Genomic DNA, 25,466 nt, shown 5'->3' on the forward strand with positions numbered 1-25,466 from the left:
TTCCCCGACGGCACCCGATGCCCCGCCCCTGTGATCCCTGTGACGCGTGCGGACAGCGCCCGCTATGCCTGTCGGCACGAGAAAATTCCACCCGCCCCGGACCACCGCTCCCCTACGGTGGCCGCATGAGCCGCCGCCCCCTGCTGTTCCTCGACGTCGACGGCCCCCTCAACCCGTATGCCGCGCAGCCGGAGCGCCGCCCCGAGGGCTATACGACGATCAGGGCCACCGTGCGCCCCGGCCCCCCGCTCCGGGTCTGGCTGAACCCCGCGCACGGACCGGTGCTCCTCGGTCTCGGCTACGACCTGTGCTGGGCGACCACGTGGATGGCCGCCGCGAACCGCTGGATCGCCCCGGTCGTCGGCCTGCCCGAACTGCCGTACGTCGACTTCGGCGACGCTCTGTTCGCCGAGCGGCCCGACGGTGTGCACTGGAAGACGGAGGCGATCGTGACGTACGCCGAGGGCCGCCCCTTCGCCTGGGTGGACGACGAACAGGGCGCGCCGGACGGCGACTTCGTGACCGCCCACCATCCCGGCCCGGCGCTGCTGCACCATGTCAACCCCCGACTCGGGCTGCGCGAGGGGGACTTCACGGCGTTGGCGGGGTTCGCGGCGGCCGTACGGCCATGAGTCCCGATACGCGTCGAGCGCCCTTCCGGTGGCCGGAGGGCGCTCGACTCACGTCACGGCGCTGCTAGTTGTGGCTGTGCAGGATCTCGTTCAGGCCGCCCCAGACCGCGTTGTTCGGGCGGGCCTCGACCGTGCCGGTGACCGAGTTGCGGCGGAAGAGGATGTTGGAGGCGCCGGAGAGTTCGCGGGCCTTGACGATCTGGCCGTCGGGCATCGTGACGCGGGTGCCGGCGGTGACGTAGAGACCGGCCTCGACCACGCACTCGTCGCCGAGCGCGATGCCTACGCCCGCCTCGGCGCCGACCAGGCAGCGCTCGCCGATGGTGATACGGACGTTGCCGCCGCCGGACAGCGTGCCCATGGTGGACGCGCCGCCGCCGATGTCCGAACCGTCGCCGACCACGACACCGGCGGAGATGCGGCCCTCGACCATCGACGTGCCGAGCGTGCCGGCGTTGAAGTTGACGAAGCCCTCGTGCATGACCGTCGTGCCCTCGGCGAGGTGCGCGCCCAGGCGGACCCGGTCGGCGTCGGCGATCCGGACGCCCTTGGGGACCACGTAGTCCGTCATGCGCGGGAACTTGTCGACGGACGTCACCTGGAGGTGCAGGCCCTCGGCGCGCGCGTTCAGCCGGACCTTCTCGACCTCGTCCACGGCGACCGGGCCGAGCGAGGTCCAGGCGACGTTGGCGAGGAAGCCGAACATGCCGTCCAGGCTCTGGCCGTGCGGCTTGACCAGCCGGTGCGAGAGGAGGTGCAGGCGCAGGTAGACGTCGTGCGCGTCGAGCGGCTTGTCGTCGAGGGAGGCGATGACCGTACGGACCGCGATCACTTCGACGCCCCGGCGGGCGTCTGGACCGATCGCCTTCGCCGCACCCTCGCCGAGCAGTTCCACGGCGCGCTCGGCGGACAGCCGCTCGGTGCCGGCGGGGCCGGGTTCGGCGGACAGTCCGGGCGCGGGGAACCAGGTGTCGAGGACGGTTCCGTCGGCGGTGACGGTGGCGAGGCCGGCGGCAACGGCGCCGGTGGTGCGAGGTGCGGTCGTGTCGGTCATGAGGGAAACCTAACCTGGAGGGGGCGGCGGGGACCAACTCGTCCACGGGGCGTCTCAGGGAACGACACGCACGGGCCCGCGGCACGGCCCGTGCCACGGCCAACGGGAGCAGCTGACGAGAGCGGCTGACGGGGCGTACGCAGGGCGCGGGTCGGCCCGGGGCGCGAGTGAAGCGGGTTACGGGGCGCGGGTCGCGGTATGCCGCGGCAACAGGTCACGGGCCACACGCAGGTCTCAGGCCGACGGGCCGCAGGTCGCCGGGCGGCGGTCACCAGTCACCGGTCGCCGTGCGCCCGCCTCCCCGCCTCCCCGCCTCCCCGCCTCCCCGCCTCCCGTCAGGGAATCACCCGCCCCAGCACCTCCCGCGCGTACTCCTCGTCGTACGCCGCGTCCGTCAGCAGCACCTGCAGACAGATCCCGTCCATCAGCGCGACCAGGGCCCGCGCGGTCACCGGGTCCGTGCGCCGGGACAGGCGTTCGGCGAGGTCGCGGGCCCATTCGTCGGCGACCGGGCGCAGCGCGGGGCGGCGCAGCGCGGCGAGATACAGCTCGTACTCCAGCTCGACGCCCGTGCGGTCGCCCGCGAGCCACTCCCCCATCCAGCCGGCCAACTCCGCGGCCAGGTCGGTGTGCGGGTCCTCCAGAGCGCCGCGCGCCGCGATCACCTTGGCGAAGCCCTCGTTGGCCTGGCGCAGTGCGGCGACCATCAGTTCGTCGAGGGTCGTGAAGTGGTACGTCGTCGAGCCGAGCGGCACATCGGCCTCGGCGGCGACCGAGCGGTGGCTGAGTCCCGCGATGCCCTTCTGTCCGACGACCCGGATCGCCGCGTCGATGATCCGCTGGCGCCGCTCGGGGTCGTAGCGCCGGGCCATCAGTGCGCGCCGCCCAGGTTGAGGACGACGACGCCGATGATGATCAGCGCGATACCGGCAGCCTTCGCGAAGGTCATCCCCTCGCCCAGGAACACCGTTCCGATGCCCACGATGGCGGCGGTGCCGAGGCCGGCCCAGATCGCGTAGGCCGTACCGACCGACATGGACTTCAGGGTCTGCGCGAGCAGTGCGAAGGAGAGCACGTATCCGACGACCGTGAGGACCGAGGGCCACAGCCGGCTGAAGCCGTGGCTGAACTTCATGGCGGTGGTGCCGCCCACCTCCGCGGCGATCGCCGTGAGGAGCATCAGGAATCCCATGTGTACGAGTGTACATAACAGCGGGAGTCGCGGTCGGCCCATGGCGGCGGCGTCAACTCGGCCGGGGTGAGCCCCTCACCCAAGTAGCCACGTTCTGCGGGGAGTTGATAACGGAATTGATAACGGAGTCGATAAAAGAGCACTGGGAATGAGGGGTGAAGTCCCATACGTCGCACGTCGGCCCCGGAACTCGTAGAAACCGCTCACTGAAACGGCTGCTCACAGCCCTCTCACTCCACTACTGTTTCACCGTTCACTCACCTGGTTTTCACGGCCACGGCCGTCGCCATGGGCGCCGCTGGAGGAACAGCGCATGCCAGACAGCACGTCTCAGCCCCCTCCCCCGCACAACACCGCTTGGGAGAACGGCTGGACCCCCGACACCTCCCGGGCCCCCGGAACCCGCCGGCTCTGGCTGGCCGGGGCGCTCGCCCTCACCACGATCGCCGTGTGCGCCACGGCGATCGTCATCACGGACAAGGAACCTGACGACACAGCACGTACCAAGGAGGCGACGGATCCGTCGTCGATCGGAGCGGACGGTCCCGGCCTGCTCTCGTTCGCCTCGCCGTCGAAGAAGGGCACGCCCACGCCCGACGAGCACAAACCGGCCTCCGAGAAGTCACCCACCGCGTCGGACACCGGCGCGGAGCACAGCGCCACACCCTCAGCGAAGGCGCCCGCACCGTCCAAGTCGGCCTCGTCCCACGGCGGTTCGTCCTCGTCGGGCTCGTCCGGCTCTTCCGGGTCGTCGTCCGGGTCGTCGAGTTCCTCGACCGCCTGGAAGTCGGTCCGCTCGGTCAACTACCCGGACCGCTACTGGCAGGTGAGCGGCGACTACGTCAAGCTCAACCCGGCCGGCTCCGCCACGGCCCGCCGCGCCTCGACCTTCAAAGTGGTCAAGGGGCTGGCCAAGAGCTCCTGTTACTCGTTCACGACGGCCGACGGCAGCTACCTCCGCCACCGCAACTTCATCCTCCGCGCGGAACACAACGACGGCTCGTCCCTCTTCAAGCAGGACGCCACCTTCTGCCCCCGGACGTCGTCCTACTCGGGCGCGGTGATGCTGGAGTCGGTCAACTACCCGGGCCGCTATCTGCGTCACCAGAACTTCCAGCTCAAGCTGGACCAGTACCAGAACAGCAGCCTGTACCGGGCGGACTCGGCGTTCCGGCTGGTGGCCGGGCTCAACTAGGGCCCCTGGACGGTCACTTCACGAAAGGCGATCAGCGAGGCCTTGGGCCGTAGTACGCAGAACTCGTTGTCCTCCGGGTCGGCGAGCACCACCCAGCCCACGGTCTCGCCCTGTCCGATGTCGACCCGTCGCGCCCCCAGTGCGAGGATCCTCCCCCAGCCTTCGGCCGGGGGGACCCCATCTCACTTCGCTCGCCTCGGCGTCCTGGTCGTCGGGGGCGAGGTCGAAGTGCAGTCGGTTCTTGGCCTTCTTCGGCTCGCTCACCGGCATGAAACAGATGCCGGTCGCCGCGAACTCCCCTGGCCCGATGACGACTTCGCGTTCCTTCTCGGACAGGATCCGCCAGTCCAGCACCCCGCACCAGAAACGGGCGAGCCCCGGCAGATCGTGCGCGTCGACGACTATGTGATGCAGCGAAACGGCCATACCTCAAAGGTATGGCCGTTTCTGGTGAGCCAGCAGCTCAGACGTTGAAGCCCAGCGCCCGAAGCTGGTCGCGCCCGTCGTCCGTGATCTTGTCCGGGCCCCACGGCGGCATCCAGACCCAGTTGATGCGGAGCTCGTTGACGAGGCCGTCCGTGGCGGACTTGGCCTGGTCCTCGATCACGTCCGTCAGCGGGCAGGCCGCCGAGGTCAGCGTCATGTCGATGGTCGCGATGTTCGCGTCGTCGATGTGCACGCCGTAGATGAGGCCGAGGTTGACGACGTCGATGCCCAGTTCGGGGTCGACGACATCGAGCAGGGCCTCGCGGACCTCCTCCTCGGAGGCGGGCTTGATCTCCATGGTCTCGGTGTCACTCATGCCGTCTTCCTTTCCGCGTCGGCGTCGACTCCGCCCAGGGCCTGGGCCGTCGCGTCCTTCCACGCCATCCAGCTGAGGAGGGCGCACTTCACCCGTGCCGGGTACTTGGAGACACCGGCGAACGCGACCGCGTCCTCCAGCACCTCCTCCATGTCGTCGTCGGGCTCGATGCGGCCCTTGGACTGCATCAGCTCCAGGAAGGTCTCCTGGATCTTCTGCGCCTCGGACAGCTCCTTGCCGACGAGGAGGTCGTTCAGTACGGAGGCCGATGCCTGGCTGATCGAGCAGCCCTGACCCTCGTAGGAGATGTCCGTGATCTGCTCGCCGTCGTACTTCACGCGCAGCGTGATCTCGTCGCCGCACGTCGGGTTGACGTGGTGCACCTCGGCGTCGCCATCCCGCAAGCCCCGCCCGTGCGGGTGCTTGTAGTGGTCCAGGATGACTTCCTGGTACATCGAATCCAGCTTCACGTTCAGCCAGCTCCTCAGCCGAAGAAGTTCCGTACGTGCTCCAGACCGTCGACCAGTGCGTCGATCTCGGCCGGCGTGGAGTACAGATAGAACGACGCTCGCGTGGTCGCAGGAATTCCGTAGCGGAGGCAGACCGGCCGTGCGCAGTGGTGGCCGACCCGGACCGCGATGCCTTCCTCGTCCAGGACCTGGCCCACGTCGTGCGGGTGGATGTCGCCGAGCGTGAAGGAGATCGCCGCGCCCCGGTCCTCGGCCGTGGTGGGGCCGATGATCTTGAGGTCGGGGACGTCCAGCAGGCGCTTCACCGCGTACTCGGTCAGCGCGTGCTCATGGGCGAGGATCTTGTCCATGCCGATCGCCGACAGGTAGTCGATCGCCGCGCCGAGACCGACCGCCTGGGCGATCGGCGGGGTGCCCGCCTCGAACTTGTGCGGGGCGGGGGCGTACGTCGACGAGTGCATCGACACGGTCTCGATCATCTCGCCGCCGCCGAGGAACGGCGGGAGGTCTTCGAGCAGCTCCTGGCGGCCCCAGAGGACGCCGATGCCGGTCGGGCCGCACATCTTGTGGCCGGTGAAGGCCACGAAGTCGGCCTGGAGGGCCTGCACGTCCAGCGGCATGTGCGGAGCGGCCTGCGAGGCGTCGATCAGGACCAGGGCCCCGACCTCCTGCGCGCGGCGCACGATCTTCTCGACCGGGTTGACCGTACCGAGGATGTTGGAGACCAGCACGAAGGAGACGATCTTCGTCTTCTCGGTGATGACCTCGTCTATGTTCGACAGGTCGAGCCGGCCGTCGTCCGTGAGGCCGAACCACTTCAGCTTCGCGCCCGTGCGCTGCGAGAGCAGCTGCCACGGCACGATGTTGGAGTGGTGCTCCATCTCCGTGATGACGATCTCGGTCTCGTGGTCCACGCGGTAGGGCTCGTCGGCCCAACCCAGCATGTTCGCCACGAGGTTGAGCGACTCGGAGGCGTTCTTGGTGAAGATCACCTCGTCGCGGGAGGGCGCGTTGATGAACGCGGCGACCTTGTCCCGCGCGCCCTCGTACAGCGCCGTGGCCTCCTCGGCGAGCACATGCACACCGCGGTGGACGTTGGCGTTGTAGCGCTCGTAGTACTCGTTCAGGGCGTCCAGCACCTGGCGCGGCTTCTGCGAGGTCGCCGCGTTGTCCAGGTACACGAGCTTCTTACCGTCGTGGACCGTGCGGTCCAGGATGGGGAAGTCCTTGCGGAGCGCCTCGGTGTCGAGGAGGCCCGGCAGTTGTGTCACGCGGATACGCCACCCTTCGCGGTGTAGGCCTCGTAGCCCTCGTTCTCCAGCTTGTCGGCGAGCTCGGCGCCGCCGGACTCGACGATCCTGCCGCCGGAGAAGACGTGCACGAAGTCGGGCTTGATGTAGCGCAGGATGCGCGTGTAGTGCGTGATCAGCAGGGTGCCGACCTCACCGGTCTCGCGGACGCGGTTGACGCCCTCGGAGACGACGCGCAGGGCGTCGACGTCCAGGCCGGAGTCCGTCTCGTCGAGGATCGCGATCTTCGGCTTGAGCAGCTCCAGCTGAAGGATCTCGTGGCGCTTCTTCTCACCGCCGGAGAAGCCCTCGTTGACGTTGCGCTCGGCGAAGGCGGGGTCCATGGAGAGGCGCTCCATGGTCTCCTTGACCTCCTTCACCCAGGTACGCAGCTTCGGCGCCTCACCGCGGATCGCGGTGGCGGACGTACGAAGGAAGTTGCTCACCGACACACCGGGGACCTCGACCGGGTACTGCATCGCGAGGAACAGGCCGGCGCGGGCGCGCTCGTCGACGGACATCTCCAGGACGTCCTCGCCGTCGAGGGTGACGGTGCCGCCGGTGATCGTGTACTTCGGGTGGCCCGCGAGCGAGTAGGCGAGGGTCGACTTGCCGGAGCCGTTCGGGCCCATGATGGCGTGGGTCTCGCCCTGCTTCACGGTGAGGTCGACGCCCTTGAGGATCTCCTTCGTGGCGTTGTCGGCCTCGACGGTGACGTGCAGGTCGTGGATTTCAAGCGTTGCCATGGGTTCCTCAGGACTCCTGGGTGAGGGAGACGAGCACGTCGTCCCCTTCGATCTTTACGGGGTAAACGGGTACGGGGCGCGTGGCGGGGAGGCCGGACGGCTTGCCGGTGCGCAGATCGAACGCGGAGCCGTGCAGCCAGCACTCGATCTGGCAGTCCTCGACCTCGCCCTCGGAGAGCGAGACGTTCGCGTGCGAGCAGATGTCGTTAATCGCGAACACCTCTCCCGCGGTACGGACGACCGAGACCGGCGTGCCGTCGAGTTCCACCCGCTTCGGGGTGTCCTCCTCCAGCTCGCTCAGCCCACAGGCGCGTACGAAGGACATCAGACCGACGCCTCCAGCTCCGCGTCGATCTTCTCCAGCAGCCGCTCCTGGATGTCGGCGACACCGATCTGCTGGACCAGTTCGGCGAAGAAGCCGCGGACCACCAGGCGTCGGGCGTCGTCGGCCGGGATGCCGCGGGCCATCAGGTAGAAGAGCTGCTCGTCGTCGAAGCGGCCGGTCGCGGAGGCGTGTCCGGCGCCGACGATCTCGCCGGTCTCGATCTCCAGGTTCGGCACGGAGTCGACGCGGGCGCCGTCGGTCAGCACGAGGTTGCGGTTCATCTCGTATGTGTCGGTGCCCTCGGCGGCGGCCTCGATGAGCACGTCACCGATCCACACCGCGTGGGCGCCCTCGCCCTGGAGCGCGCCCTTGTAGACGGCGTTGGACTTGCAGTGCGGGACGTTGTGGTCGACCAGGAGACGGTGCTCCTGGTGCTGGCCCGCGTCCGTGAAGTACAGGCCGAACAGCTCGGCCTCGCCGCCGGGTCCGGCGTAGGCCACGCGCGGGTGCAGTCGTACGACATCGCCGCCGAAGGTGACGACGAACGACTTGAACGTGGCGTCCCGGCCGATCAGGGCGTTGTGCTGGCCGACGTGCACGGCCTTGTCGTCCCAGTCCTGGACGGAGACCACGGTCAGCTTGGCGCCGTCGCCGATGACGTAGTCGACGTTGGCGGCGAGGACAGCGTCACCGGTGTGGTCGATGACGACGACGGCCTCGGCGAAGGCTCCGAGTTCGACGACCTGGTGGCCGTAGGCGACCCCGCCCTCGCCGTGCACGGCGATCCGGATCGGCTCGGTGAGGACCGTCTCCTTGGGGACGGTGATCACGCCGGCCTTCTCGAACGCCGAGTACGCCTGGGCGGCGACGCGGTCCACGGGGGTGCCCGCCCTGCCGAGTCGCGCGTCCTCGCGGCCCACGGTCTCGACGGTGACGCCCTCGGGGGCCTGGACGTCCACCTTGACGCCCTCGCCGGTGGCGACCGCGGTGCCGTCGTGCAGCCCGCGCAGGCGCTCCAGCGGGGTGAACCGCCACTCCTCCTCGCGGCCGTGGGGGACCGGGAAGTCCGCCACGTCGAAGGAGGGGGGCGCGCTCATGCGCGTGGCGACGGTCGACTCGGCGGCAACTGCCACCGCGCCGGCGGTGGTGGACCCCACCGGAATACTCTGAGCCTCAGCCATGGCTGTCGGTCTGCTCTCTTTCCTGCGTCAGGTTTCGCTTACTGCTGTACGGAAGGCCGGTCTTAACCGACCGAGCCTTCCATCTGCAGCTCGATCAGCCGGTTGAGTTCGAGGGCGTACTCCATCGGCAGTTCCTTGGCGATCGGCTCGACGAAGCCGCGCACGATCATCGCCATCGCCTCGAACTCGGTCATGCCCCGGCTCATCAGGTAGAAGAGCTGGTCGTCGCTGACCTTGGAGACGGTCGCCTCGTGGCCCATGGACACGTCGTCCTCGCGGACGTCCACGTACGGGTACGTGTCCGAGCGGGAGATGGTGTCGACGAGCAGCGCGTCGCACAGCACGTTCGACTTGGAGCCGTGGGCGCCCTCGCCGATCTCGACGAGACCGCGGTAGGACGTACGACCGCCGCCGCGCGCCACCGACTTGGAGACGATGTTGGAGGACGTGTTCGGCGCCATGTGGACCATCTTGGAGCCGGCGTCCTGGTGCTGGCCCTCGCCCGCGAAGGCGATGGAGAGGGTCTCGCCCTTGGCGTGCTCGCCCATCAGGTAGACGGCCGGGTACTTCATCGTCACCTTGGAGCCGATGTTGCCGTCGATCCACTCCATGGTCGCGCCCTCGTAGGCGACGGCGCGCTTGGTGACCAGGTTGTAGACGTTGTTCGACCAGTTCTGGATGGTCGTGTAGCGGCAGCGGGCGTTCTTCTTGACGATGATCTCGACGACCGCGGAGTGCAGCGAGTCCGACTTGTAGATCGGCGCCGTACAACCCTCGACGTAGTGCACATAGGCACCCTCGTCGACGATGATCAGGGTCCGCTCGAACTGGCCCATGTTCTCCGTGTTGATGCGGAAGTAGGCCTGGAGCGGGATCTCGACCTGCACGCCCTTGGGCACGTAGATGAAGGAACCGCCGGACCACACCGCGCTGTTCAGCGACGCGAACTTGTTGTCGCCGACCGGGATGACGGTGCCGAAGTACTCCTTGAAGAGCTCCGGGTGCTCCTTCAGCGCGGTGTCGGTGTCGAGGAAGATGACGCCCTGCTCCTCCAGGTCCTCACGGATCTGGTGGTAGACGACCTCGGACTCGTACTGGGCCGCGACACCGGCGACGAGGCGCTGCTTCTCCGCCTCGGGGATGCCGAGCTTGTCGTACGTGTTCTTGATGTCCTCGGGCAGGTCCTCCCAGGACTCCGCCTGCTTCTCCGTGGAGCGCACGAAGTACTTGATGTTGTCGAAGTCGATGCCGGAGAGGTCGGAGCCCCAGTTCGGCATGGGCTTCTTCTCGAACAGGCGCAGGCCCTTGAGGCGGAGCTTGGTCATCCACTCCGGCTCGCTCTTCTTGCCGGAGATGTCCCGGACGACGTCCTCGTTGATGCCGCGCTTGGCGGAGGCACCGGCCACGTCGGAGTCGGCCCAGCCGTATTCGTACGTACCCAGACCCTCGAGTTCGGGGTGGGCAGTCTCCTCGATGGGGAGCGTCATGCGGGGTTCCTCCCGGCGGTACTTGCAGATGTGTCAGATGTGGTCTTGGAAATCTTTGGGATGAACGTGGTGCACACACCGTCGCCGTGGGCGATGGTCGCCAGTCGCTGGACATGGGTGCCGAGCAGCTGGGAGAAGAGCTCTGTCTCCGCCTCGCACAGTTGCGGGAACTGCTCGGCGACATGGGCGACCGGGCAGTGGTGCTGGCAGAGCTGCTCACCGACCGGTGCGCTACGCGCCGTAGCAGCGTACCCGTCCACGCTCAGGGCCTTGGCCAGGGCTTCCGCGCGATCCTCGGGGGCGGCGGCCTCGACGACCTTGCTGTACGCGACGGCCTGGGCGGCCATGCGGTCACGGGCGAAGGCGACGACGGCCTCGTCCCCGCCCTCACGCTGCGCGATCCAGCGCAGCGCGTCCGCGGCGAGCTTGTCGTAGGACTGGTCGAAGGCGTCCCGGCCGCAGTCGGTCAGGGCGAACACCTTTGCGGGACGGCCGCGCGTGCGCGCTCCGTAGACCCGCTGCTCACGTGCTTCCACGACGACGTCGGCGACAAGTGCGTCGAGATGACGGCGTACGGCGGCCTGGGTCAACCCCAGCCGGCCTGCGAGGTCGGTCACGGTCGACGGGCCGTGGTCCAGGATGGAGCGCGCGACACGGTTGCGGGTGGACCGCTCACCGGTCGCGAGTTCCTCCTGCGGAGCCTCGCCAACGTTTTTCACAACGCCATTGTTGCGTAATTCCTCAGAGGCAGGCAACCCGCGCCCCCGCCACCCGGCGGTGCGCTGCGTCACTTAGGTATACCTAATCTGACCTGCGGAAACGATCTTTGATCGATCAATCGGGTGGCGCCGCCGACCCCCTTCCGGGAGACTCCACGACCATGCCCGCACCCCCTCCCACCGGCCCACTTGTCACCCGGGACACACTCGCCGCCGACCTGCGCGAGGCGGGCGTGCGCCCCGGCGAGATCCTCCTCGCGCACACCTCCCTGAGCTCCCTCGGATGGGTCTGCGGAGGCGCCGTGTCGGTCGTCCAGGGAATCCTCGGCGCACTCGGCCCGGACGGCACCCTGGTGGTCCCCACCCAGACCGGCGACCTCTCGGACCCGGCCCACTGGGTGAACCCGCCGGTCCCCCGCGAGTGGTGGGACACCATCCGCACCTCCATGCCGTCCTACGACCCCCTCGTCACGCCCTCGCTCGGCGTCGGCGTCGTCCCGGAGACCGTCCGCACCTGGCCCGGCGCCCTGCGCTCCGCGCACCCGCAGACCTCCTTCGCGGCGATCGGCCCGCACGCCGCCGAGATCCTCGACGGCCACGCCCCCGACTGCCGGCTCGGCGAGCGCAGCCCGCTGGCCCGCCTGGAGGGTCTCCACGCGCGCGTGCTGCTGCTCGGCGCGGGCTACGACTCCTGCACCAGCTTCCATCTCGCCGAGTACCGGATCCCGTCCCCGCTGGTCGATCTCGGCCGTCCCGGCCCGGACGGCTGGGAGACGGTGACCGAGGTGTCGATCTCCTCCGACCGCTTCGACGAACTGGGCCACGACTTCGAACGGGACCGTTCCGTCGTACGCGGAAAGGTGGGCGCGGCCGACGTGCGGCTGTTCCCGGTGGGCGACGCCGTGGCCTACGCGGAGCGGTGGCTGCCCCTGCACCGTCCCCGTGAGGAGGAGATCCTGCCCCCGCCGCTCTGAGGCAAGGTCGGCCTACCTAGACTCGGGCCCATGCGAAGTGAGCCCGTGCTCCAGGTCCAGGCCCTGGTGAAGCGGTACGGCACGAAGACCGCGGTGAACGGCCTCGACCTGGTGGCCAGTACGGGTGTCACCGCAGTGCTAGGTCCCAACGGAGCGGGCAAGACGACCACGGTCGAGACCTGCGAGGGGTACCGGAAGCCGGACTCCGGCACGGTGCGCGTCCTGGGCCTCGACCCGGTCCGTGAGTCCGCCGCACTGCGCCCCAGAATCGGCGTGATGCTCCAGTCCGGCGGCGTCTACTCGGGCGCCCGCGCCGACGAGATGCTCCGCCACATCGCCAAGCTGCACGCGCACCCGCTGGACGTGGACGCCCTCATCGAGCGCCTGGGCCTCGGCAGTTGCGGCCGCACTACGTACCGCCGACTGTCCGGGGGCCAGCAGCAGCGCCTCGCGCTGGCCATGGCCGTCGTGGGCCGCCCCGAACTGGTCTTCCTGGACGAGCCGACCGCCGGCCTCGACCCGCAGGCCCGCCGCGCCACCTGGGACCTCATCCGCGACCTCCGCGCGGACGGCGTCTCCGTCATCCTCACGACCCATCACATGGACGAGGCCGAGCAACTCGCCGACGACGTCGCGATCATCGACGCCGGCAAGGTCGTCGCGCACGGCACCCCCGAGGACCTGTGCCGGGGCGGCGCCGAGAACACCCTCCGCTTCACCGGCCGCCCCGGCCTCGACGTCGGCTCCCTGCTGAAGGCCCTCCCGGCCGACTCCACGGCCGCCGAACTGACCCCGGGCTCCTACCGCGTCGGCGGCAAGGTCGACCCGCAGCTGCTCGCCACGGTCACCTCGTGGTGCGCGCAGCACGGGGTGATGCCGGAGAAGATCTCGGTCGAACGGCACACCCTGGAGGACGTGTTCTTGGAGCTGACCGGCAAGGAGCTGCGCGCGTGACAACGACCACCGCCCCTGGGACGTACACCCCGGCACCGGGGGCGGCGCCCCTCCCCCGCATGATCGCGGCACAGGCGATCCTCGAAACGAAGATGCTCCTGCGTAACGGCGAACAGCTCCTCCTCACGGTGGTCATCCCGACCCTCCTGCTGGTCCTGTTCAGCTCGGTGGACATCGTCGACACCGGGAAGGGCAAGTCCGTCGACTTCCTCGCCCCCGGCATCCTCGCGCTCGCCGTGATGTCGACGGCGTTCACGGGCCAGGCCATCGCGACGGGCTTCGAGCGCCGCTACGGCGTCCTGAAGCGCCTCGCGTCCTCCCCGCTCCCCCGCTGGGGCCTGATGACCGCGAAGACGGCGTCGGTGCTCGTCACGGAGATCCTCCAGATCATCCTGCTGACGGCGATCGCCTTCGCGCTGGGCTGGTCCCCGCACGGCAACCCCTTCGCCGTACTCCTCCTCCTGGTCCTCGGCACGGCGGCCTTCTCCGGCCTCGGTCTCCTGATGGCGGGCACGCTGAAGGCGGAGGCCACCCTGGCCGCCGCGAACCTGGTGTTCCTGCTGCTCCTGGTCGGCGGCGGGGTGATCGTGCCGATGGACAAGTACCCGTCGGGGGTGCAGGACGTACTGGGGCTGCTGCCGATCTCCGCGCTTTCGGACGGGTTGCGGGATGTGTTGCAGCACGGGGCGGGGATGCCGTGGGGGGACCTGGGAATTCTGGGCGTGTGGGCGGTCGTGGGGCTGGGGGCGGCGGGGGCGTTCTTCCGCTGGGAGTAGGCCTGTGCCGGACCCTCGTGAAAGCGTGCACAAGCACCCCCCTACGATGGTCCCCGTGCCAAACGTGACCCGCGCCGATGTCGTAGCCGCCGTGCGCAACCCCCTCGCCTTCATCGCCGCACGCTGGACCCCGGATCCCCGGACGGTTCAGCGGGCGGCTCTCGCCGCGCTCGTGATGTCGGTGGTCATCGTGGTCACCGGCGGTGCCGTGCGGCTGACGGGATCGGGGCTCGGCTGCCCGACCTGGCCCAAGTGCACGGACGACTCGCTGACCACGACCAGCGCGATGGGCTTCCACGGAGCCATCGAGTTCGGCAACCGCATGCTGACGTACGTGCTGTGCGCCGCCGTCGGCTGGGCGATCATCGCGGCGCGCTCGGAGAAGCCTTACCGCCGTACCCTGACCCGGCTTGGCTGGGCGCAGTTCTGGATCGTGATGAGCAACGCGATCCTCGGCGGGATCGTGGTGCTGGTCGGCCTCAACCCGTACACGGTCGCGGCCCACTTCCTGCTCTCCTCGGCGCTGATCGCGGTCGCCACGCTGATGTGGCAGCGCAGCCGGGAGGGCGACGCGGAGTCCAAGCCGCTGGTAGGCAAGGCCGTGCAGCAGCTGGTGTGGTTCCTGGTCACCGCCTCCGTGCTGCTGATCGCGGTCGGCACGGTGGTGACCGGCGCGGGTCCGCACGCGGGTGACTCCAAGGAGGTCGACCGGATCCCGATCGACTGGGAGACGGTCGCCAAGCTGCACGCGGTGCTCGCCTGGATCGTGGTCACGCTGACCTTCGCCCTGTGGTTCGTCCTCAAGGCGGTCGACGCCCCCAAGGGCCCCCTGGACCGCACCCGCGAGCTGTTCCTGATCCTGCTCTCCCAGGGCGTCATCGGATACGTCCAGTACTTCACCAACCTCCCCGAGGCCCTGGTCGCCCTCCACATGCTCGGCTCCTGCCTGGTGTGGATCGGGGTGCTGCGGGTGCTGCTGTCGCTGCGCGAGCGGCCGGAGGTCGTGGCCGACCTGCCGGGCCCGTCGGTGGAACAGTCGCTGCCCACGCGTGCGTGAGGCATCACCCGTAGCGGGCCACCCAGTCGTCGATCGCGGGGCCCAGATAGGCCCGGGTCAGCTCCGCCCGGCGGTGGAGCCAATCGCCCTCTACGGAGGCGGCGGACGGTACCGGATCGTCGTAACGCCGCCGTACGACGTCCTCCACGACCTCCACCGGAGCGCCGAGCGAGGGCAGCAGGTCGAGGGCCTCGCGCTTGGTGATCAGGCGGCCGTCCCGGCGGGTGACGGTCGCGCGGGCGAAGGTGGTCAGGCCCACGTCGACCCAGCCGTTCTCGAGCCAGATCTGCGGCTTGTCGACGGCCGGCCGCCAGAACTCCCGCTGGTCCCGTACAACGAACTCGGCCAGCTCCTGGTCCGTCACGGCCGGCAGCAGGTCCTTCGGTGATCCGCCGTGCAACACCCGCCCGAATTGGTGCAGTTCACGCCGAGTGACAGGCGTGACGGGCCGACGGGTGACGTGGTCGTGGGCCCAGGTGAGGTGGCGCTGGTTCGGGGCGTCCTGGGTGCCCGGGGCGAGGTAGCTGCAGTGCAGGCGGACGGCGAGGGGGTCGGTGCGCAGGCCGCGGTGCAGGGCGACGAGCCGGCGGGCGGTGCTCGGCTTGAGGGGATGGTCGAGGATGGCTATCAGGTCCAGGTCGCTGCGGCCCTCCTGGTAGTCGCCCCCGCCGAGCGAACCGTGGGCCCACACGGCGACGGGCTCCAGGGGGGCCAGTTCGTTCAGGAAGCGGTCGAGCAACGCGTCGGTCGGCATGGGTCCAGTCTGTACAGCTCACTCCAGCCCGTACACCCTCTTCGCGTTGCCGACCGCGATCAGTCCCGCGACCCGCTGCGCGTCGGCGAGCGACCAGGCCCCCTCGGCGACCCAGTTGCCGAGCACCCGCCCCAGGGCCTCGCGGAACAACCGGGCGCCCACGACGTGCAGTTCGGGCAGCCCGTGGGCCCCGCTGGAGAAGAGGATCTTGCCGAACGGGGCCAGCTCCAGGATCTCGGCGAGCACGGTCGCGGCGCGGGCGCCGGTGCGGACGAGCGCGGCGCCCGAGTCGGCGTAGACGTGCGGGAAGACACCTGCGAGATGGGCCGCGTGGCGGTGGTACGGGTAGCTGTGCAGCAGGACCAGGTCGGTGCCGAGCCCGGCCGTCGCGCGCACGAAGTCGGTGAGCAGGACGGGGTCGGTGCGGTCGATGCGCGCGCCCGGTTCGCCCAATCCGGCGTGCAGTTGGAGGGGCAGCCCGGACGCGACAGCGATCCACAGCAGGTGCCGTAGCAGGACCGGATCGCTGAGCGGCCCGCCGACCCGCCGCCCGGCCAGCCAGCGGCCCGCCGCGCCCCGGACCTCGCCCGGGCCGGGGGGTTCGGGCGCGAGCGCGAGACCGTGCCGTACGCCCGCCACGGAGGTGAAGGCCACCGCGCCGGCCGCGGCGCCGTGCACCGACTCGGCGAGGTTGGCGAGGAAGGACTCGACGGTGCCGGAGGTGTCGGCGACCTGTTCGGCGAGGAGTTCGAGGCGGACGATCTCCCGCGCGTCCGCCTGCCCGGCGGTCGCCATCTCGGCGGGCCCGGTGAGGTCGCCGGGCAGGCCCGTGTCGATCAGGTACGTCGTGATACCACTGCCGCGCAGCAGCCTGCGCTCCGCTTCCAGTACTCCGAGTTCACGGCGCCGGGCGAGATAGCGGGCGGGCGGACAGTGCGGCTCCAGACCGAGCAGGGGCGGGCACCATCGTCGTACGGCGAATCCGGTCTGGGTGTCGAAGAGGGTGGTGCCGGGGGCGGGCGGGCCCTCGGTGCGGGCGAGTTGGGCCTCGAAGGTGCCGAGGCCCAGCTCCGTTCTCAGTACGCCGTGGCAGTACTGGTCCACGAGGGACGGCGTTTCGATCATCCGGGCTCCCCGTGGCAGTTGACCGCGTCGCTTGTACGGGGCCTAACGGGTGAACCGGGGGTGAGGTGTTGCTGGTACGCACCCCGTGTGAGGGGGGCGCCCAGTCGTCAGCCGTTGCTCGGGCCGCCGATCTGGATGCCCGCCATCCGCTTCCACTCGTACCGCCCCGTCGTCACCTTCGCGGCGAACTCTCCGTCGAAGTCCTCGTGGACGGTGATCCCGGACTTCTCGACGGCCTGTTGGGCGATCTCGTAGGACGTGGCCACGAGGTCGCCCCAGCCGCCGTCCTCGCCGACGAGGACGATGCGGGCGCCGCGTTCCCCGATGTACGCGACCTGGCCCTCGGCCCCGCCGTGCGCCTTGGAGAAGGTGCCGATCTGCTTGGCGAGGCGGGCCACCTGGCGCTCGGCCTTCGCGTCAACCTGCTGCGTGTCTGCCATGGCCAGGATGCTACCGACGGGTAGACCCAACGGCGACGGGCGGGGGGAGTGACTCCTGCCTCAGGAGGAGCCGGTGCACTACCTGAGGAAGGGGTCCACCGCGATCGCCACGAAGAGGATCGACACATAGGTGATCGACCAGTGGAAGAGCCGCATCTCCTTGAGCTTGCCGCCGGTCACCTCGGCCTTGGCGCGGTTCTGCAGGCCGTGTGCCTCCCAGAGCCAGAAGCCGCCGGCCAGCAGCGCGACCAGGGTGTAGAACCAGCCGGTGTAGCCGAGGGGCGTGAGGAGAAGGGAGACCGCGACCATGGCCCAGCTGTAGATCACGATCTGCCGGGCGACCACCTTGTTGGAGGCGACGACCGGGAGCATCGGCACGCCCACGCGCGCGTAGTCGTCCTTGACCTTCATGGAGAGCGGCCAGTAGTGCGGCGGCGTCCAGAAGAACATGACGAGGAAAAGAATGATCGGAGCCCAGGACATGGAGTCGGTGACCGCGGACCAGCCGATGAGGACCGGGAGGCAGCCGGCGATCCCGCCCCACACGATGTTCTGCGAGGTACGTCGTTTGAGGATCATCGTGTAGACGACGACGTAGAAGAGGAGCGCTCCGAGCGCGAGCCACGCGGACAGCCAGTTGACGGTCAGGCCGAAGAGGAGTGTCGAGACGACGGCGAGGGTGATGCCGAAGGCGAGGCACTCGCGGGGGCTGACCATCCCGGTGACGAGAGGGCGCTGCGAGGTGCGGTCCATGAGCGCGTCGATGTCGCGGTCGATGTACATGTTGAGCGCGTTCGCGCCACCGGCGGAGAGATAGCCGCCGAGGCAGGTGAGGAGGACCAGCTTGAGGTCGGGCACACCCTGCTGGGCCAGGAACATCACCGGAACGGTGGTGATCAGCAGCAGCTCGATGATCCGCGGCTTGGTCAGCGCCACGAACGCCATGACCCGGGCCCCGATCGGCCGCCGGCTCGGGCTCTGACTCGCCCCGACAATCCCCGCTGGACGGGATTCAACGGCCGTCACGCACACCCCTGACAGAGACATCCCAGCAAGCCTCCGGGTGTGAACTCCCCGTAACGGCTCGCGCGTACCACGCCACTGTAGACGTTGCCCAGACCCGGACATTCGCGGGGGTGGGGTCGTGTTGGGCACCGCCTCCGGAAGAGCTGATCAGCACTCTGTTGAGCACTCGAACGAGCACCTCCGTATTCAGTTGCCGAATACGGAACGGACCGGTCGGGAGGCGGATCCCCGAGAGTCCCGGCAGTCTGGAATGACTCGAAAAAATGCACGTTCTTACGGGGGTAGGCTCGACAACGGCCGGTGGGCGCCGCGTGCACCGGCATTCGACATGCGTGACATGTGGAGAGGAGCCCTGACCCAGGGTGAGCACCAAGCCGACCACAACAGACCTCGACTGGACCGAGTTGGACCAGCGCGCGGTGGACACCGCGCGCGTCCTGGCAGCCGATGCCGTACAGAAGGTCGGTAACGGCCATCCCGGTACGGCGATGAGCCTGGCCCCGGCCGCGTACACCCTCTTCCAGAAGGTGATGCGCCACGACCCCGCCGACGCCGACTGGGTGGGGCGCGACCGGTTCGTCCTGTCCGCCGGTCACTCGTCCCTGACCCTCTACACGCAGCTCTACCTGGCCGGTTTCGGCCTGGAGCTGGCCGACCTCGAAGCGTTCCGCACCTGGGGCTCCAAGACTCCGGGGCACCCCGAGTACGGGCACACCACCGGTGTGGAGACGACGACCGGCCCGCTGGGCCAGGGTGTCGCCAACGCCGTGGGCATGGCCATGGCCGCCCGCTACGAGCGCGGCCTGTTCGACCCGGACGCCCCGCAGGGCGAGTCCCCGTTCGACCACTTCATCTACGCGATCGCCGGTGACGGCTGTCTCCAGGAGGGCATCTCCGGGGAGGCGTCCTCGCTCGCCGGCCACCAGGAGCTCGGCAACCTCATCCTCCTGTGGGACGACAACCACATCTCCATTGAGGGCGACACCGAGACCGCGGTCTCCGAGGACACGGTCAAGCGCTACGAGGCCTACGGCTGGCACGTCCAGCGCGTCGCCCCGAAGCCGGACGGCGACCTGGACCCGCACGCCATCTACAACGCCATCGAGGCCGCGAAGAAGGTGACGAACAAGCCGTCGTTCATCGCGATGCGCTCGATCATCGCCTGGCCCGCGCCGAACGCGCAGAACACCGAGGCCGCGCACGGCTCGGCGCTCGGCGCCGACGAGGTCGCGGCCACCAAGCGCGTTCTCGGCTTCGACCCCGAGAAGTCCTTCGACGTCTCCGACGACGTCCTCAAGCACACCCGCCAGGCGCTGGAGCGGGGCCGCGAGGCGAAGGCCGCGTGGGAGCCGTCGTACCAGGAGTGGCGGACCAACAACCCGCAGCGCGCCGCCGAGTACGACCGCATCGCCGCGGGCGAGCTGCCGGCCGGCTGGGAAGAGAAGCTCCCGGTGTTCGAGGCGGGCAAGGGTGTCGCCACCCGTGCCGCGTCCGGCAAGGTCCTCCAGGCGCTCGGCGCGGTCATCCCGGAGCTGTGGGGCGGCTCGGCCGACCTCGCGGGCTCGAACAACACGACGATCGACAAGACGTCGTCGTTCCTCCCGGCGGACAACCCGCTGCCGGAGGCGAACCCGTACGGCCGCACGATCCACTTCGGTATCCGCGAGCACTCCATGGCCGCGGAGATGAACGGCATCACGCTGCACGGCAACACCCGTGTCTACGGCGGCACGTTCCTCGTCTTCTCCGACTACATGCGCAACGCGGTCCGGCTCTCCGCGCTGATGCACGTACCGGTGACGTACGTGTGGACGCACGACTCCGTCGGCCTCGGCGAGGACGGACCCACCCACCAGCCGGTCGAGCACCTGGCCTCGCTGCGCGCCATCCCGGGCCTGAACGTGATCCGCCCGGCCGACGCCAACGAGACGGCGATCGCCTGGCGCGAGGTCCTGCGCCGCTACACCAAGGTCTACGGCAAGGGTGCCCCGCACGGCTTCGCGCTGACGCGTCAGGGTGTGCCGACGTACGAGGCCAACGAGGACACCGCCAAGGGCGGTTACGTCCTCTTCGAGGCGTCCACGGGTACGCCCGAGGTGATCCTCATCGGTACCGGTTCCGAGGTGCACGTGGCCGTCGAGGCGCGCGAGCAGCTGGAGGCCTCCGGGGTGCCGACGCGAGTTGTGTCCATGCCCTGTGTGGAGTGGTTCGACGCGCAGGACAAGGAGTACCGCGACAGCGTCCTGCCGCCGTCGGTCAAGGCGCGGGTCGCGGTCGAGGCCGGGATCGGTCTGACCTGGTACCGGTTCGTCGGGGACGCCGGTCGCATCGTTTCCCTGGAGCACTTCGGGGCTTCCGCCGACGGCAAGGTGCTCTTCCAGGAGTTCGGCTTCACTGCCGAGAACGTGGCCGCCAAGGCCCGGGAATCCATCGCCGCCGCCCAGAGCTGACGCTGACAAACGACACGTAGGAGATGCATTTTCCATGACAGACGCACTCAAGCGCCTCTCCGAGGAAGGCGTCGCGATCTGGCTGGACGACCTGTCGCGCAAGCGGATCACGTCCGGCAACCTCGCCGAACTGATCGACCAGCAGCACGTCGTGGGCGTCACCACCAACCCGTCGATCTTCCAGAAGGCCATCTCTTCGGGCGACGGTTACGAGCAGCAGCTCACCGACCTGGCCGCCCGCAAGGTGACCGTCGAGGAAGCCATCCGCATGATCACGACGGCGGACGTCCGTGACGCCGCCGATATCCTGCGCCCGGTCTACGACGCGAGCGGCGGCCAGGACGGCCGGGTCTCCATCGAGGTCGACCCGCGCCTCGCGCACAACACGGCGGCGACGATCGCCGAGGCCAAGCAGCTGGCGTGGCTGGTGGACCGTCCCAACACCCTGATCAAGATCCCGGCCACCCGGGCGGGTCTCCCGGCGATCACCGAGGTCATCGGCCTCGGTATCAGCGTCAACGTCACGCTGATCTTCTCGCTGGCGCGCTACCGCGAGGTGATGGACGCGTTCATCGCGGGCCTGGAGAAGGCCAAGGAGCGCGGCCTGGACCTGGCGAAGATCCACTCCGTGGCGTCCTTCTTCGTGTCCCGCGTGGACACCGAGATCGACAAGCGGATCGACGCGCTGGGCACCGACGAGGCCAAGGCCGCGCGCGGCAAGGCCGGTCTGGCCAACGCGCGGCTCGCCTACGAGGCGTACGAAGAGGTCTTCGGCACGCCGCGCTGGGCCGCCCTCGACAAGGCGCAGGCCAACAAGCAGCGTCCGCTGTGGGCCTCGACCGGCGTCAAGGACAAGGCGTACAAGGACACGCTGTACGTGGACGACCTGGTGGCGCCGAACACGGTGAACACCATGCCGGAGGCCACCCTTGAGGCCACCGACGACCACGGTCAGATCACCGGGAACACCATCTCCGGCACGTACGAGCAGTCCCGCGCCGAGATCGCCGCCGTGGAAGCGCTCGGCATCTCGTACGACGAGGTCGTGCAGCTGCTGGAGGACGAGGGCGTCGAGAAGTTCGAGGCGGCCTGGACCGACCTGCTCAAGTCGACCGAGGCGGAACTCGCGCGCCTCGCCCCCTCGGAGGGCTGAGACCTTGGCTCCTCATTCCGGTTCCGGAGCGAACCCGCTTCGTGACCCCGCCGACCGACGGCTCCCGCGTATCGCGGGGCCGTCGGGCCTGGTCATCTTCGGCGTCACAGGCGATTTGTCACGCAAAAAGCTGATGCCCGCCGTGTACGACCTCGCCAACCGGGGTCTGCTGCCGCCGGGCTTCTCGCTCGTCGGCTTCGCCCGGCGCGAGTGGCAGCACGAGGACTTCGCACAGGAGGTCCACGACGCGGTCAAGGAGCACTCCCGTACGCCGTTCCGTGAGGAGGTCTGGCAGCAGCTCGTCCAGGGGATGCGCTTCGTCCAGGGCACCTTCGACGACGACGACGCGTTCGAGCGGCTCCGCGACACGATCGACGAACTGGACAAGGCACAGGGCACGGGCGGCAACTTCGCCTTCTACCTGTCGGTGCCGCCGCGCTCCTTCCCCGTCGTCATCCAGCAGTTGAAGAAGCACGGGCTGGCCGACCAGGACAAGGGTTCCTGGCGCCGCGCGGTCATCGAGAAGCCCTTCGGCCACGACCTCAAGTCGGCCGAGGACCTCAACAGGGTCGTGCACGAGGTGTTCGCCGCGGACCAGGTCTTCCGCATCGACCACTACCTCGGCAAGGAGACCGTCCAGAACATCCTGGCGCTCCGCTTCGCCAACACGATGTTCGAGCCGATCTGGAACCGGTCCTTCGTGGACCACGTGCAGATCACCATGGCCGAGGACATCGGCATCGGCGGCCGGGCCGGCTACTACGACGGCATCGGCGCCGCCCGTGACGTCATCCAGAACCACCTGCTCCAGCTGATGGCGCTGACCGCGATGGAGGAGCCCTCCTCCTTCTCCGCCGACGCGCTGGCCGCCGAGAAGGAGAAGGTGCTCGGCGCGGTGCGGCTGCCGAAGGACCTGGGCAGGAACACGGTCCGCGGGCAGTACGCCGAGGGCTGGCAGGGCGGCGAGAAGGCCGTCGGCTACCTCCAGGAAGACGGCATCGACCCGCAGTCGAAGACCGACACCTACGCCGCCATCAAGGTCGAGGTCGACAACCGCCGCTGGGCGGGCGTCCCCTTCTACCTGCGCACCGGCAAGCGCCTGGGCCGCCGCGTCACGGAGATCGCGGTCGTCTTCCAGCGTGCCCCGCACTCCCCCTTCGACCAGACGGCGACGGAGGAGCTGGGCCAGAACGCCATCGTCTTCCGCGTCCAGCCCGACGAGGGCGTCACGGTCCGCTTCGGCTCCAAGGTGCCCGGCACCTCGATGGAGATCCGGGACGTCTCCATGGACTTCGCCTACGGCGAGTCGTTCACGGAGTCCAGCCCCGAGGCGTACGAGCGCCTGATCCTCGACGTCCTCCTGGGCGACTCGAACCTCTTCCCGCGCACCGAGGAGGTCGAGCTGTCCTGGAAGATCCTCGACCCGATCGAGCGGTACTGGGACAAGCACGGCAAGCCCGCGCAGTACCAGTCCGGGACGTGGGGTCCGGTCGAGGCGGACGAAATGCTCGCACGAGAGGGACGGAGCTGGCGCCGGCCATGAAGATAGACCTCACCGACACCACTGCCAGCAAGATCAACAAGGGGCTGGTGAAAGCCCGCCGCGCCATCGGCACCCCGGCCGTCGGCGTGGTGCTCACTCTCGTCGTCGTCACGGACGAGGAGAACGCCTACGACGCCCTGAAGGCCGCCAGCGACGCGTCGCACGAGCACCCCTCCCGCAAGCTCGTCGTCATCAAGCGCGTCTCACGCTCACCCCGGGACCGCACCCAGTCCCGCCTCGACGCCGAGGTACGGGTGGGCGCGGACGCGGGCAGCGGCGAGACGGTCGTCCTACGGCTGTACGGCGAGGTCTCCGACCACGCCCAGTCCGTGGTGCTGCCGCTGCTGCTGCCGGACGCGCCGGTGGTCGTCTGGTGGTCGGTGGACGCGCCGCGCGACCCGTCGGCCGACCCGCTGGGCGCCCTCAGCCAGCGCCGGGTCACCGACAGCTACGCGGCGGAGAAGCCCGTCGACGAGCTGCGGTCCCGCGCCGAGAGCTACCAGCCGGGCGACACCGACCTGGCCTGGGCCCGGATCACACCGTGGCGTTCGATGCTGGCCGCCGCGCTCGACCAGGTCTCCACGGAGATCGTCTCCGTCGAGGTGGCGGGCGAGGAGTCCAACCCGAGCGTCGAACTGCTCGCGATGTGGCTCGCCGACCGGCTCCATGTGCATGTCCGGCGGGCGGTCTCCGCCGGTCCCGGTCTGACCCAGGTGCGCCTGGAGACGACCGGCGGTCCCATCACGCTGCACCGGTCGGACGGGGCGATGGCCACCCTGGCACTGCCCGGCCAGCCGGACCGCGCGGTGGCGCTCAAGCGCCGCGAGACGTCCGAACTCCTCGCGGAGGAGCTGCGCCGGCTCGACCCGGACGACACCTACGCGTCCGCGCTGCGCTTCGGCGTGGACCGGCTGGGCGGTATCCAGTCGGCGGCGGAGCGGGCCGAGGCAGCCGCCGACCAGCCGGTACCGGCTCTGCCGGTCCGCGCGGTTCCGGAGGCGACGCCCGCCTCGGCTCCGGCACCGGCACCGGCTGCCAAGTCGGCTCCGGCATCGGCGTCTGCTTCGGCGGACCAGGGTGACGCCGACCGGCCGACCCCCGCGAAGATGCCCCCGGTCAAGAAGCAAGAAGGCTGATCCGCAGTGAGCACTCCCCAGCTCGTCGTCCACCGCGACAAGGAACTGATGGCCCAGGCCGCCGCGGCCCGGCTGATCACGAAGATCGTGGACGCCCAGGCCTCGCGCGGCTACGCCTCGATCGTGCTCACCGGCGGTCGCAACGGCAACGGTCTGCTGGCAGCTCTGGCGGGTCAGCCCGCCCGGGACGCCATCGACTGGGGCCGGCTGGACCTGTGGTGGGGTGACGAGCGGTTCCTGCCCGAGGGCGACCCGGAGCGGAATGTCACCCAGGCCCGCGAGGCGCTGCTCGACGCGGTGCCGCTGGACCCGAAGCGCGTGCACGCCATGCCCGCGTCGGACGGTCTCTACGGCGCCGACGTGGACGCGGCGGCGGCGGGCTACGCCGAGGAACTCGCCCGGTCCGCCGGTCCCGAGAACCACGGCTCCGTCCCGACCTTCGACGTCCTGATGCTGGGCGTCGGCCCGGACACCCATGTGGCGTCGCTCTTCCCGGAGTTGCCCGCCGTACGGGAGACCGAGCGCACGGTCGTCGGCGTCCACGGCGCGCCCAAGCCGCCGCCGACCCGGGTCACCCTGACCCTGCCGGCGATCCGCTCCGCGCGTGAGGTGTGGCTGCTCGCGGCGGGCGCGGACAAGGCGGAGGCCGCGGCGATCGCGCTGTCCGGCGCGGGCGAGATCCAGGCACCGGCGGCCGGTGCCCAGGGCCGCTCGCGCACCCTGTGGCTGCTGGACGCGGCGGCGGCCTCACAGCTGCCGCGCGCGCTGTATCCGCCGGCTTCGGCCTGACACCGGCACCCTGCCGAAGAGCCCGTACGACTTCGGTCGTACGGGCTCTTCCACGTCTCAACGTCCGCGCAGCTCCCGGTACTTGGCGACCAGGGCCGTCGTCGACGCGTCCAGGCCGGGCACGTCGGCGCCCTCGGTGAGCGCGGGTTCGACGCGCTTGGCGAGGACCTTGCCCAGTTCGACGCCCCACTGGTCGA

The 25,466-nt window shown here is 69.5% G+C and carries 27 protein-coding genes and 1 pseudogene; 11 read left to right on the forward strand and 17 right to left on the reverse strand.

Annotated features, from left to right (window positions below; genetic code table 11):
- Positions 1-125: 125 nt before the first annotated feature.
- Positions 126-632 (forward strand): hypothetical protein, encoded by a 507-nt coding sequence (locus OC490_RS34855; RefSeq protein ID WP_262062020.1) that lies wholly within the window; start codon positions 126-128, stop codon positions 630-632.
- A 64-nt stretch (positions 633-696) separates the two neighbouring features.
- Here the strand turns inward: OC490_RS34855 and dapD are convergent, their stop codons facing one another.
- From dapD to OC490_RS34870, 3 genes are all read right to left on the reverse strand, one after another.
- Positions 697-1,686 carry a 2,3,4,5-tetrahydropyridine-2,6-dicarboxylate N-succinyltransferase gene (gene dapD / locus OC490_RS34860; protein WP_262062021.1) on the reverse strand — a complete coding sequence of 330 codons (990 nt, stop codon included), beginning with the start codon at positions 1,684-1,686 and terminating at the stop codon, positions 697-699.
- A 335-nt stretch (positions 1,687-2,021) separates the two neighbouring features.
- Complete coding sequence (locus OC490_RS34865) at positions 2,022-2,558, reverse strand: TetR/AcrR family transcriptional regulator (RefSeq protein ID WP_262062022.1); 537 nt, start codon at positions 2,556-2,558, stop codon at positions 2,022-2,024.
- Positions 2,558-2,878 (reverse strand): DMT family transporter, encoded by a 321-nt coding sequence (locus tag OC490_RS34870; protein ID WP_262062023.1) that lies wholly within the window; start codon positions 2,876-2,878, stop codon positions 2,558-2,560. Before OC490_RS34870 ends, OC490_RS34865 begins: the two co-directional genes overlap by 1 nt.
- Before the next feature lie 313 nt (positions 2,879-3,191).
- On the opposite strand from OC490_RS34870, the gene OC490_RS34875 reads away from it, so the two are divergent.
- Complete coding sequence (locus OC490_RS34875; RefSeq protein WP_262062024.1) at positions 3,192-4,073, forward strand: AbfB domain-containing protein; 882 nt, start codon at positions 3,192-3,194, stop codon at positions 4,071-4,073.
- On the opposite strand, the pseudogene OC490_RS34880 reads toward OC490_RS34875, so the two are convergent.
- The 9 genes and pseudogenes from OC490_RS34880 to OC490_RS34920 form a co-directional block, all read right to left on the reverse strand.
- A pseudogene (locus OC490_RS34880) lies at positions 4,070-4,499 on the reverse strand (VOC family protein). The gene OC490_RS34875 and the pseudogene OC490_RS34880 overlap by 4 nt on opposite strands.
- Before the next feature lie 37 nt (positions 4,500-4,536).
- A complete protein-coding gene (locus OC490_RS34885; RefSeq protein WP_019060535.1) occupies positions 4,537-4,875 on the reverse strand; it encodes a metal-sulfur cluster assembly factor in 339 nt (112 codons plus the stop codon).
- The gene (gene sufU / locus OC490_RS34890) at positions 4,872-5,345 is read right to left on the reverse strand and encodes a Fe-S cluster assembly sulfur transfer protein SufU (protein ID WP_262062025.1); all 474 of its coding nucleotides are present in this window, start codon (positions 5,343-5,345) and stop codon (positions 4,872-4,874) included. The genes OC490_RS34885 and sufU overlap by 4 nt, the downstream gene beginning before the upstream one ends.
- A 14-nt stretch (positions 5,346-5,359) precedes the next feature.
- Positions 5,360-6,616 (reverse strand): cysteine desulfurase, encoded by a 1,257-nt coding sequence (locus OC490_RS34895; protein WP_262062026.1) that lies wholly within the window; start codon positions 6,614-6,616, stop codon positions 5,360-5,362.
- Positions 6,613-7,380 (reverse strand): Fe-S cluster assembly ATPase SufC, encoded by a 768-nt coding sequence (gene sufC / locus OC490_RS34900; RefSeq protein WP_043680968.1) that lies wholly within the window; start codon positions 7,378-7,380, stop codon positions 6,613-6,615. Before sufC ends, OC490_RS34895 begins: the two co-directional genes overlap by 4 nt.
- A 7-nt stretch (positions 7,381-7,387) precedes the next feature.
- Complete coding sequence (locus tag OC490_RS34905; RefSeq protein WP_262062027.1) at positions 7,388-7,705, reverse strand: non-heme iron oxygenase ferredoxin subunit; 318 nt, start codon at positions 7,703-7,705, stop codon at positions 7,388-7,390.
- Positions 7,705-8,886, reverse strand: coding sequence for a Fe-S cluster assembly protein SufD (sufD, locus tag OC490_RS34910; RefSeq protein WP_262062028.1), 1,182 nt, complete (start codon positions 8,884-8,886; stop codon positions 7,705-7,707). Before sufD ends, OC490_RS34905 begins: the two co-directional genes overlap by 1 nt.
- 62 nt (positions 8,887-8,948) lie before the next feature.
- Complete coding sequence (gene sufB, locus OC490_RS34915) at positions 8,949-10,373, reverse strand: Fe-S cluster assembly protein SufB (protein WP_262062029.1); 1,425 nt, start codon at positions 10,371-10,373, stop codon at positions 8,949-8,951.
- On the reverse strand, positions 10,370-11,092 hold the full coding sequence (locus tag OC490_RS34920) for a helix-turn-helix transcriptional regulator (RefSeq protein ID WP_262062030.1): 723 nt from the start codon (positions 11,090-11,092) through the stop codon (positions 10,370-10,372). The genes sufB and OC490_RS34920 overlap by 4 nt, the downstream gene beginning before the upstream one ends.
- Positions 11,093-11,253: 161 nt before the next feature.
- On the opposite strand from OC490_RS34920, the gene OC490_RS34925 reads away from it, so the two are divergent.
- The 4 genes from OC490_RS34925 to OC490_RS34940 are packed head-to-tail and all read left to right on the forward strand — an operon-like array spanning position 11,254 to position 14,853.
- Positions 11,254-12,066, forward strand: coding sequence for an aminoglycoside N(3)-acetyltransferase (locus OC490_RS34925; RefSeq protein WP_262062031.1), 813 nt, complete (start codon positions 11,254-11,256; stop codon positions 12,064-12,066).
- Between the two features lie 30 nt (positions 12,067-12,096).
- Entirely contained in the window at positions 12,097-13,020 is a 924-nt protein-coding gene (locus OC490_RS34930) for an ABC transporter ATP-binding protein (RefSeq protein ID WP_262062032.1), read from the forward strand.
- Positions 13,021-13,079: 59 nt separating this feature from the next.
- On the forward strand, positions 13,080-13,796 hold the full coding sequence (locus tag OC490_RS34935) for an ABC transporter permease (RefSeq protein WP_262062051.1): 717 nt from the start codon (positions 13,080-13,082) through the stop codon (positions 13,794-13,796).
- Positions 13,797-13,842: 46 nt separating this feature from the next.
- Entirely contained in the window at positions 13,843-14,853 is a 1,011-nt protein-coding gene (locus tag OC490_RS34940) for a COX15/CtaA family protein (RefSeq protein WP_262062033.1), read from the forward strand.
- A 4-nt stretch (positions 14,854-14,857) separates the two neighbouring features.
- Here the strand turns inward: OC490_RS34940 and OC490_RS34945 are convergent, their stop codons facing one another.
- From OC490_RS34945 to OC490_RS34960, 4 genes are all read right to left on the reverse strand, one after another.
- Entirely contained in the window at positions 14,858-15,607 is a 750-nt protein-coding gene (locus tag OC490_RS34945; protein WP_262062034.1) for a nucleotidyltransferase domain-containing protein, read from the reverse strand.
- An 18-nt stretch (positions 15,608-15,625) separates the two neighbouring features.
- Positions 15,626-16,732: an amidohydrolase gene (locus OC490_RS34950; protein WP_262062035.1), complete on the reverse strand. Its 1,107-nt coding sequence runs from the start codon at positions 16,730-16,732 to the stop codon at positions 15,626-15,628.
- Positions 16,733-16,839: 107 nt separating this feature from the next.
- Positions 16,840-17,172, reverse strand: coding sequence for a hypothetical protein (locus OC490_RS34955; protein ID WP_262062036.1), 333 nt, complete (start codon positions 17,170-17,172; stop codon positions 16,840-16,842).
- 78 nt (positions 17,173-17,250) lie between these two features.
- On the reverse strand, positions 17,251-18,204 hold the full coding sequence (locus OC490_RS34960) for a heme o synthase (RefSeq protein WP_315986722.1): 954 nt from the start codon (positions 18,202-18,204) through the stop codon (positions 17,251-17,253).
- Between the two features lie 356 nt (positions 18,205-18,560).
- On the opposite strand from OC490_RS34960, the gene tkt reads away from it, so the two are divergent.
- Genes tkt through pgl form a run of 5 tightly spaced genes read left to right on the forward strand, consistent with a single transcriptional unit; the run spans position 18,561 to position 25,269 of the window.
- The gene (gene tkt, locus OC490_RS34965; RefSeq protein ID WP_262062038.1) at positions 18,561-20,648 is read left to right on the forward strand and encodes a transketolase; all 2,088 of its coding nucleotides are present in this window, start codon (positions 18,561-18,563) and stop codon (positions 20,646-20,648) included.
- 34 nt (positions 20,649-20,682) lie between these two features.
- Positions 20,683-21,801, forward strand: coding sequence for a transaldolase (gene tal, locus OC490_RS34970; RefSeq protein WP_262062039.1), 1,119 nt, complete (start codon positions 20,683-20,685; stop codon positions 21,799-21,801).
- 4 nt (positions 21,802-21,805) lie between these two features.
- Complete coding sequence (gene zwf, locus OC490_RS34975; RefSeq protein ID WP_262062040.1) at positions 21,806-23,344, forward strand: glucose-6-phosphate dehydrogenase; 1,539 nt, start codon at positions 21,806-21,808, stop codon at positions 23,342-23,344.
- Complete coding sequence (gene opcA / locus OC490_RS34980) at positions 23,341-24,480, forward strand: glucose-6-phosphate dehydrogenase assembly protein OpcA (protein ID WP_262062041.1); 1,140 nt, start codon at positions 23,341-23,343, stop codon at positions 24,478-24,480. The genes zwf and opcA overlap by 4 nt, the downstream gene beginning before the upstream one ends.
- A gap of 6 nt (positions 24,481-24,486) precedes the next feature.
- Positions 24,487-25,269, forward strand: a complete 783-nt coding sequence (pgl, locus tag OC490_RS34985) for a 6-phosphogluconolactonase (protein ID WP_262062042.1) — start codon at positions 24,487-24,489, stop codon at positions 25,267-25,269.
- Positions 25,270-25,326: 57 nt separating this feature from the next.
- Here pgl and OC490_RS34990 read toward each other — a convergent pair.
- Positions 25,327-25,466: hypothetical protein (locus tag OC490_RS34990; RefSeq protein ID WP_262062052.1), on the reverse strand; the 140-nt coding region annotated here is incomplete at its 5' end.

The organism is Streptomyces sp. STR69 (assembly GCF_024519455.1).
GTDB lineage: Bacteria > Actinomycetota > Actinomycetes > Streptomycetales > Streptomycetaceae > Streptomyces.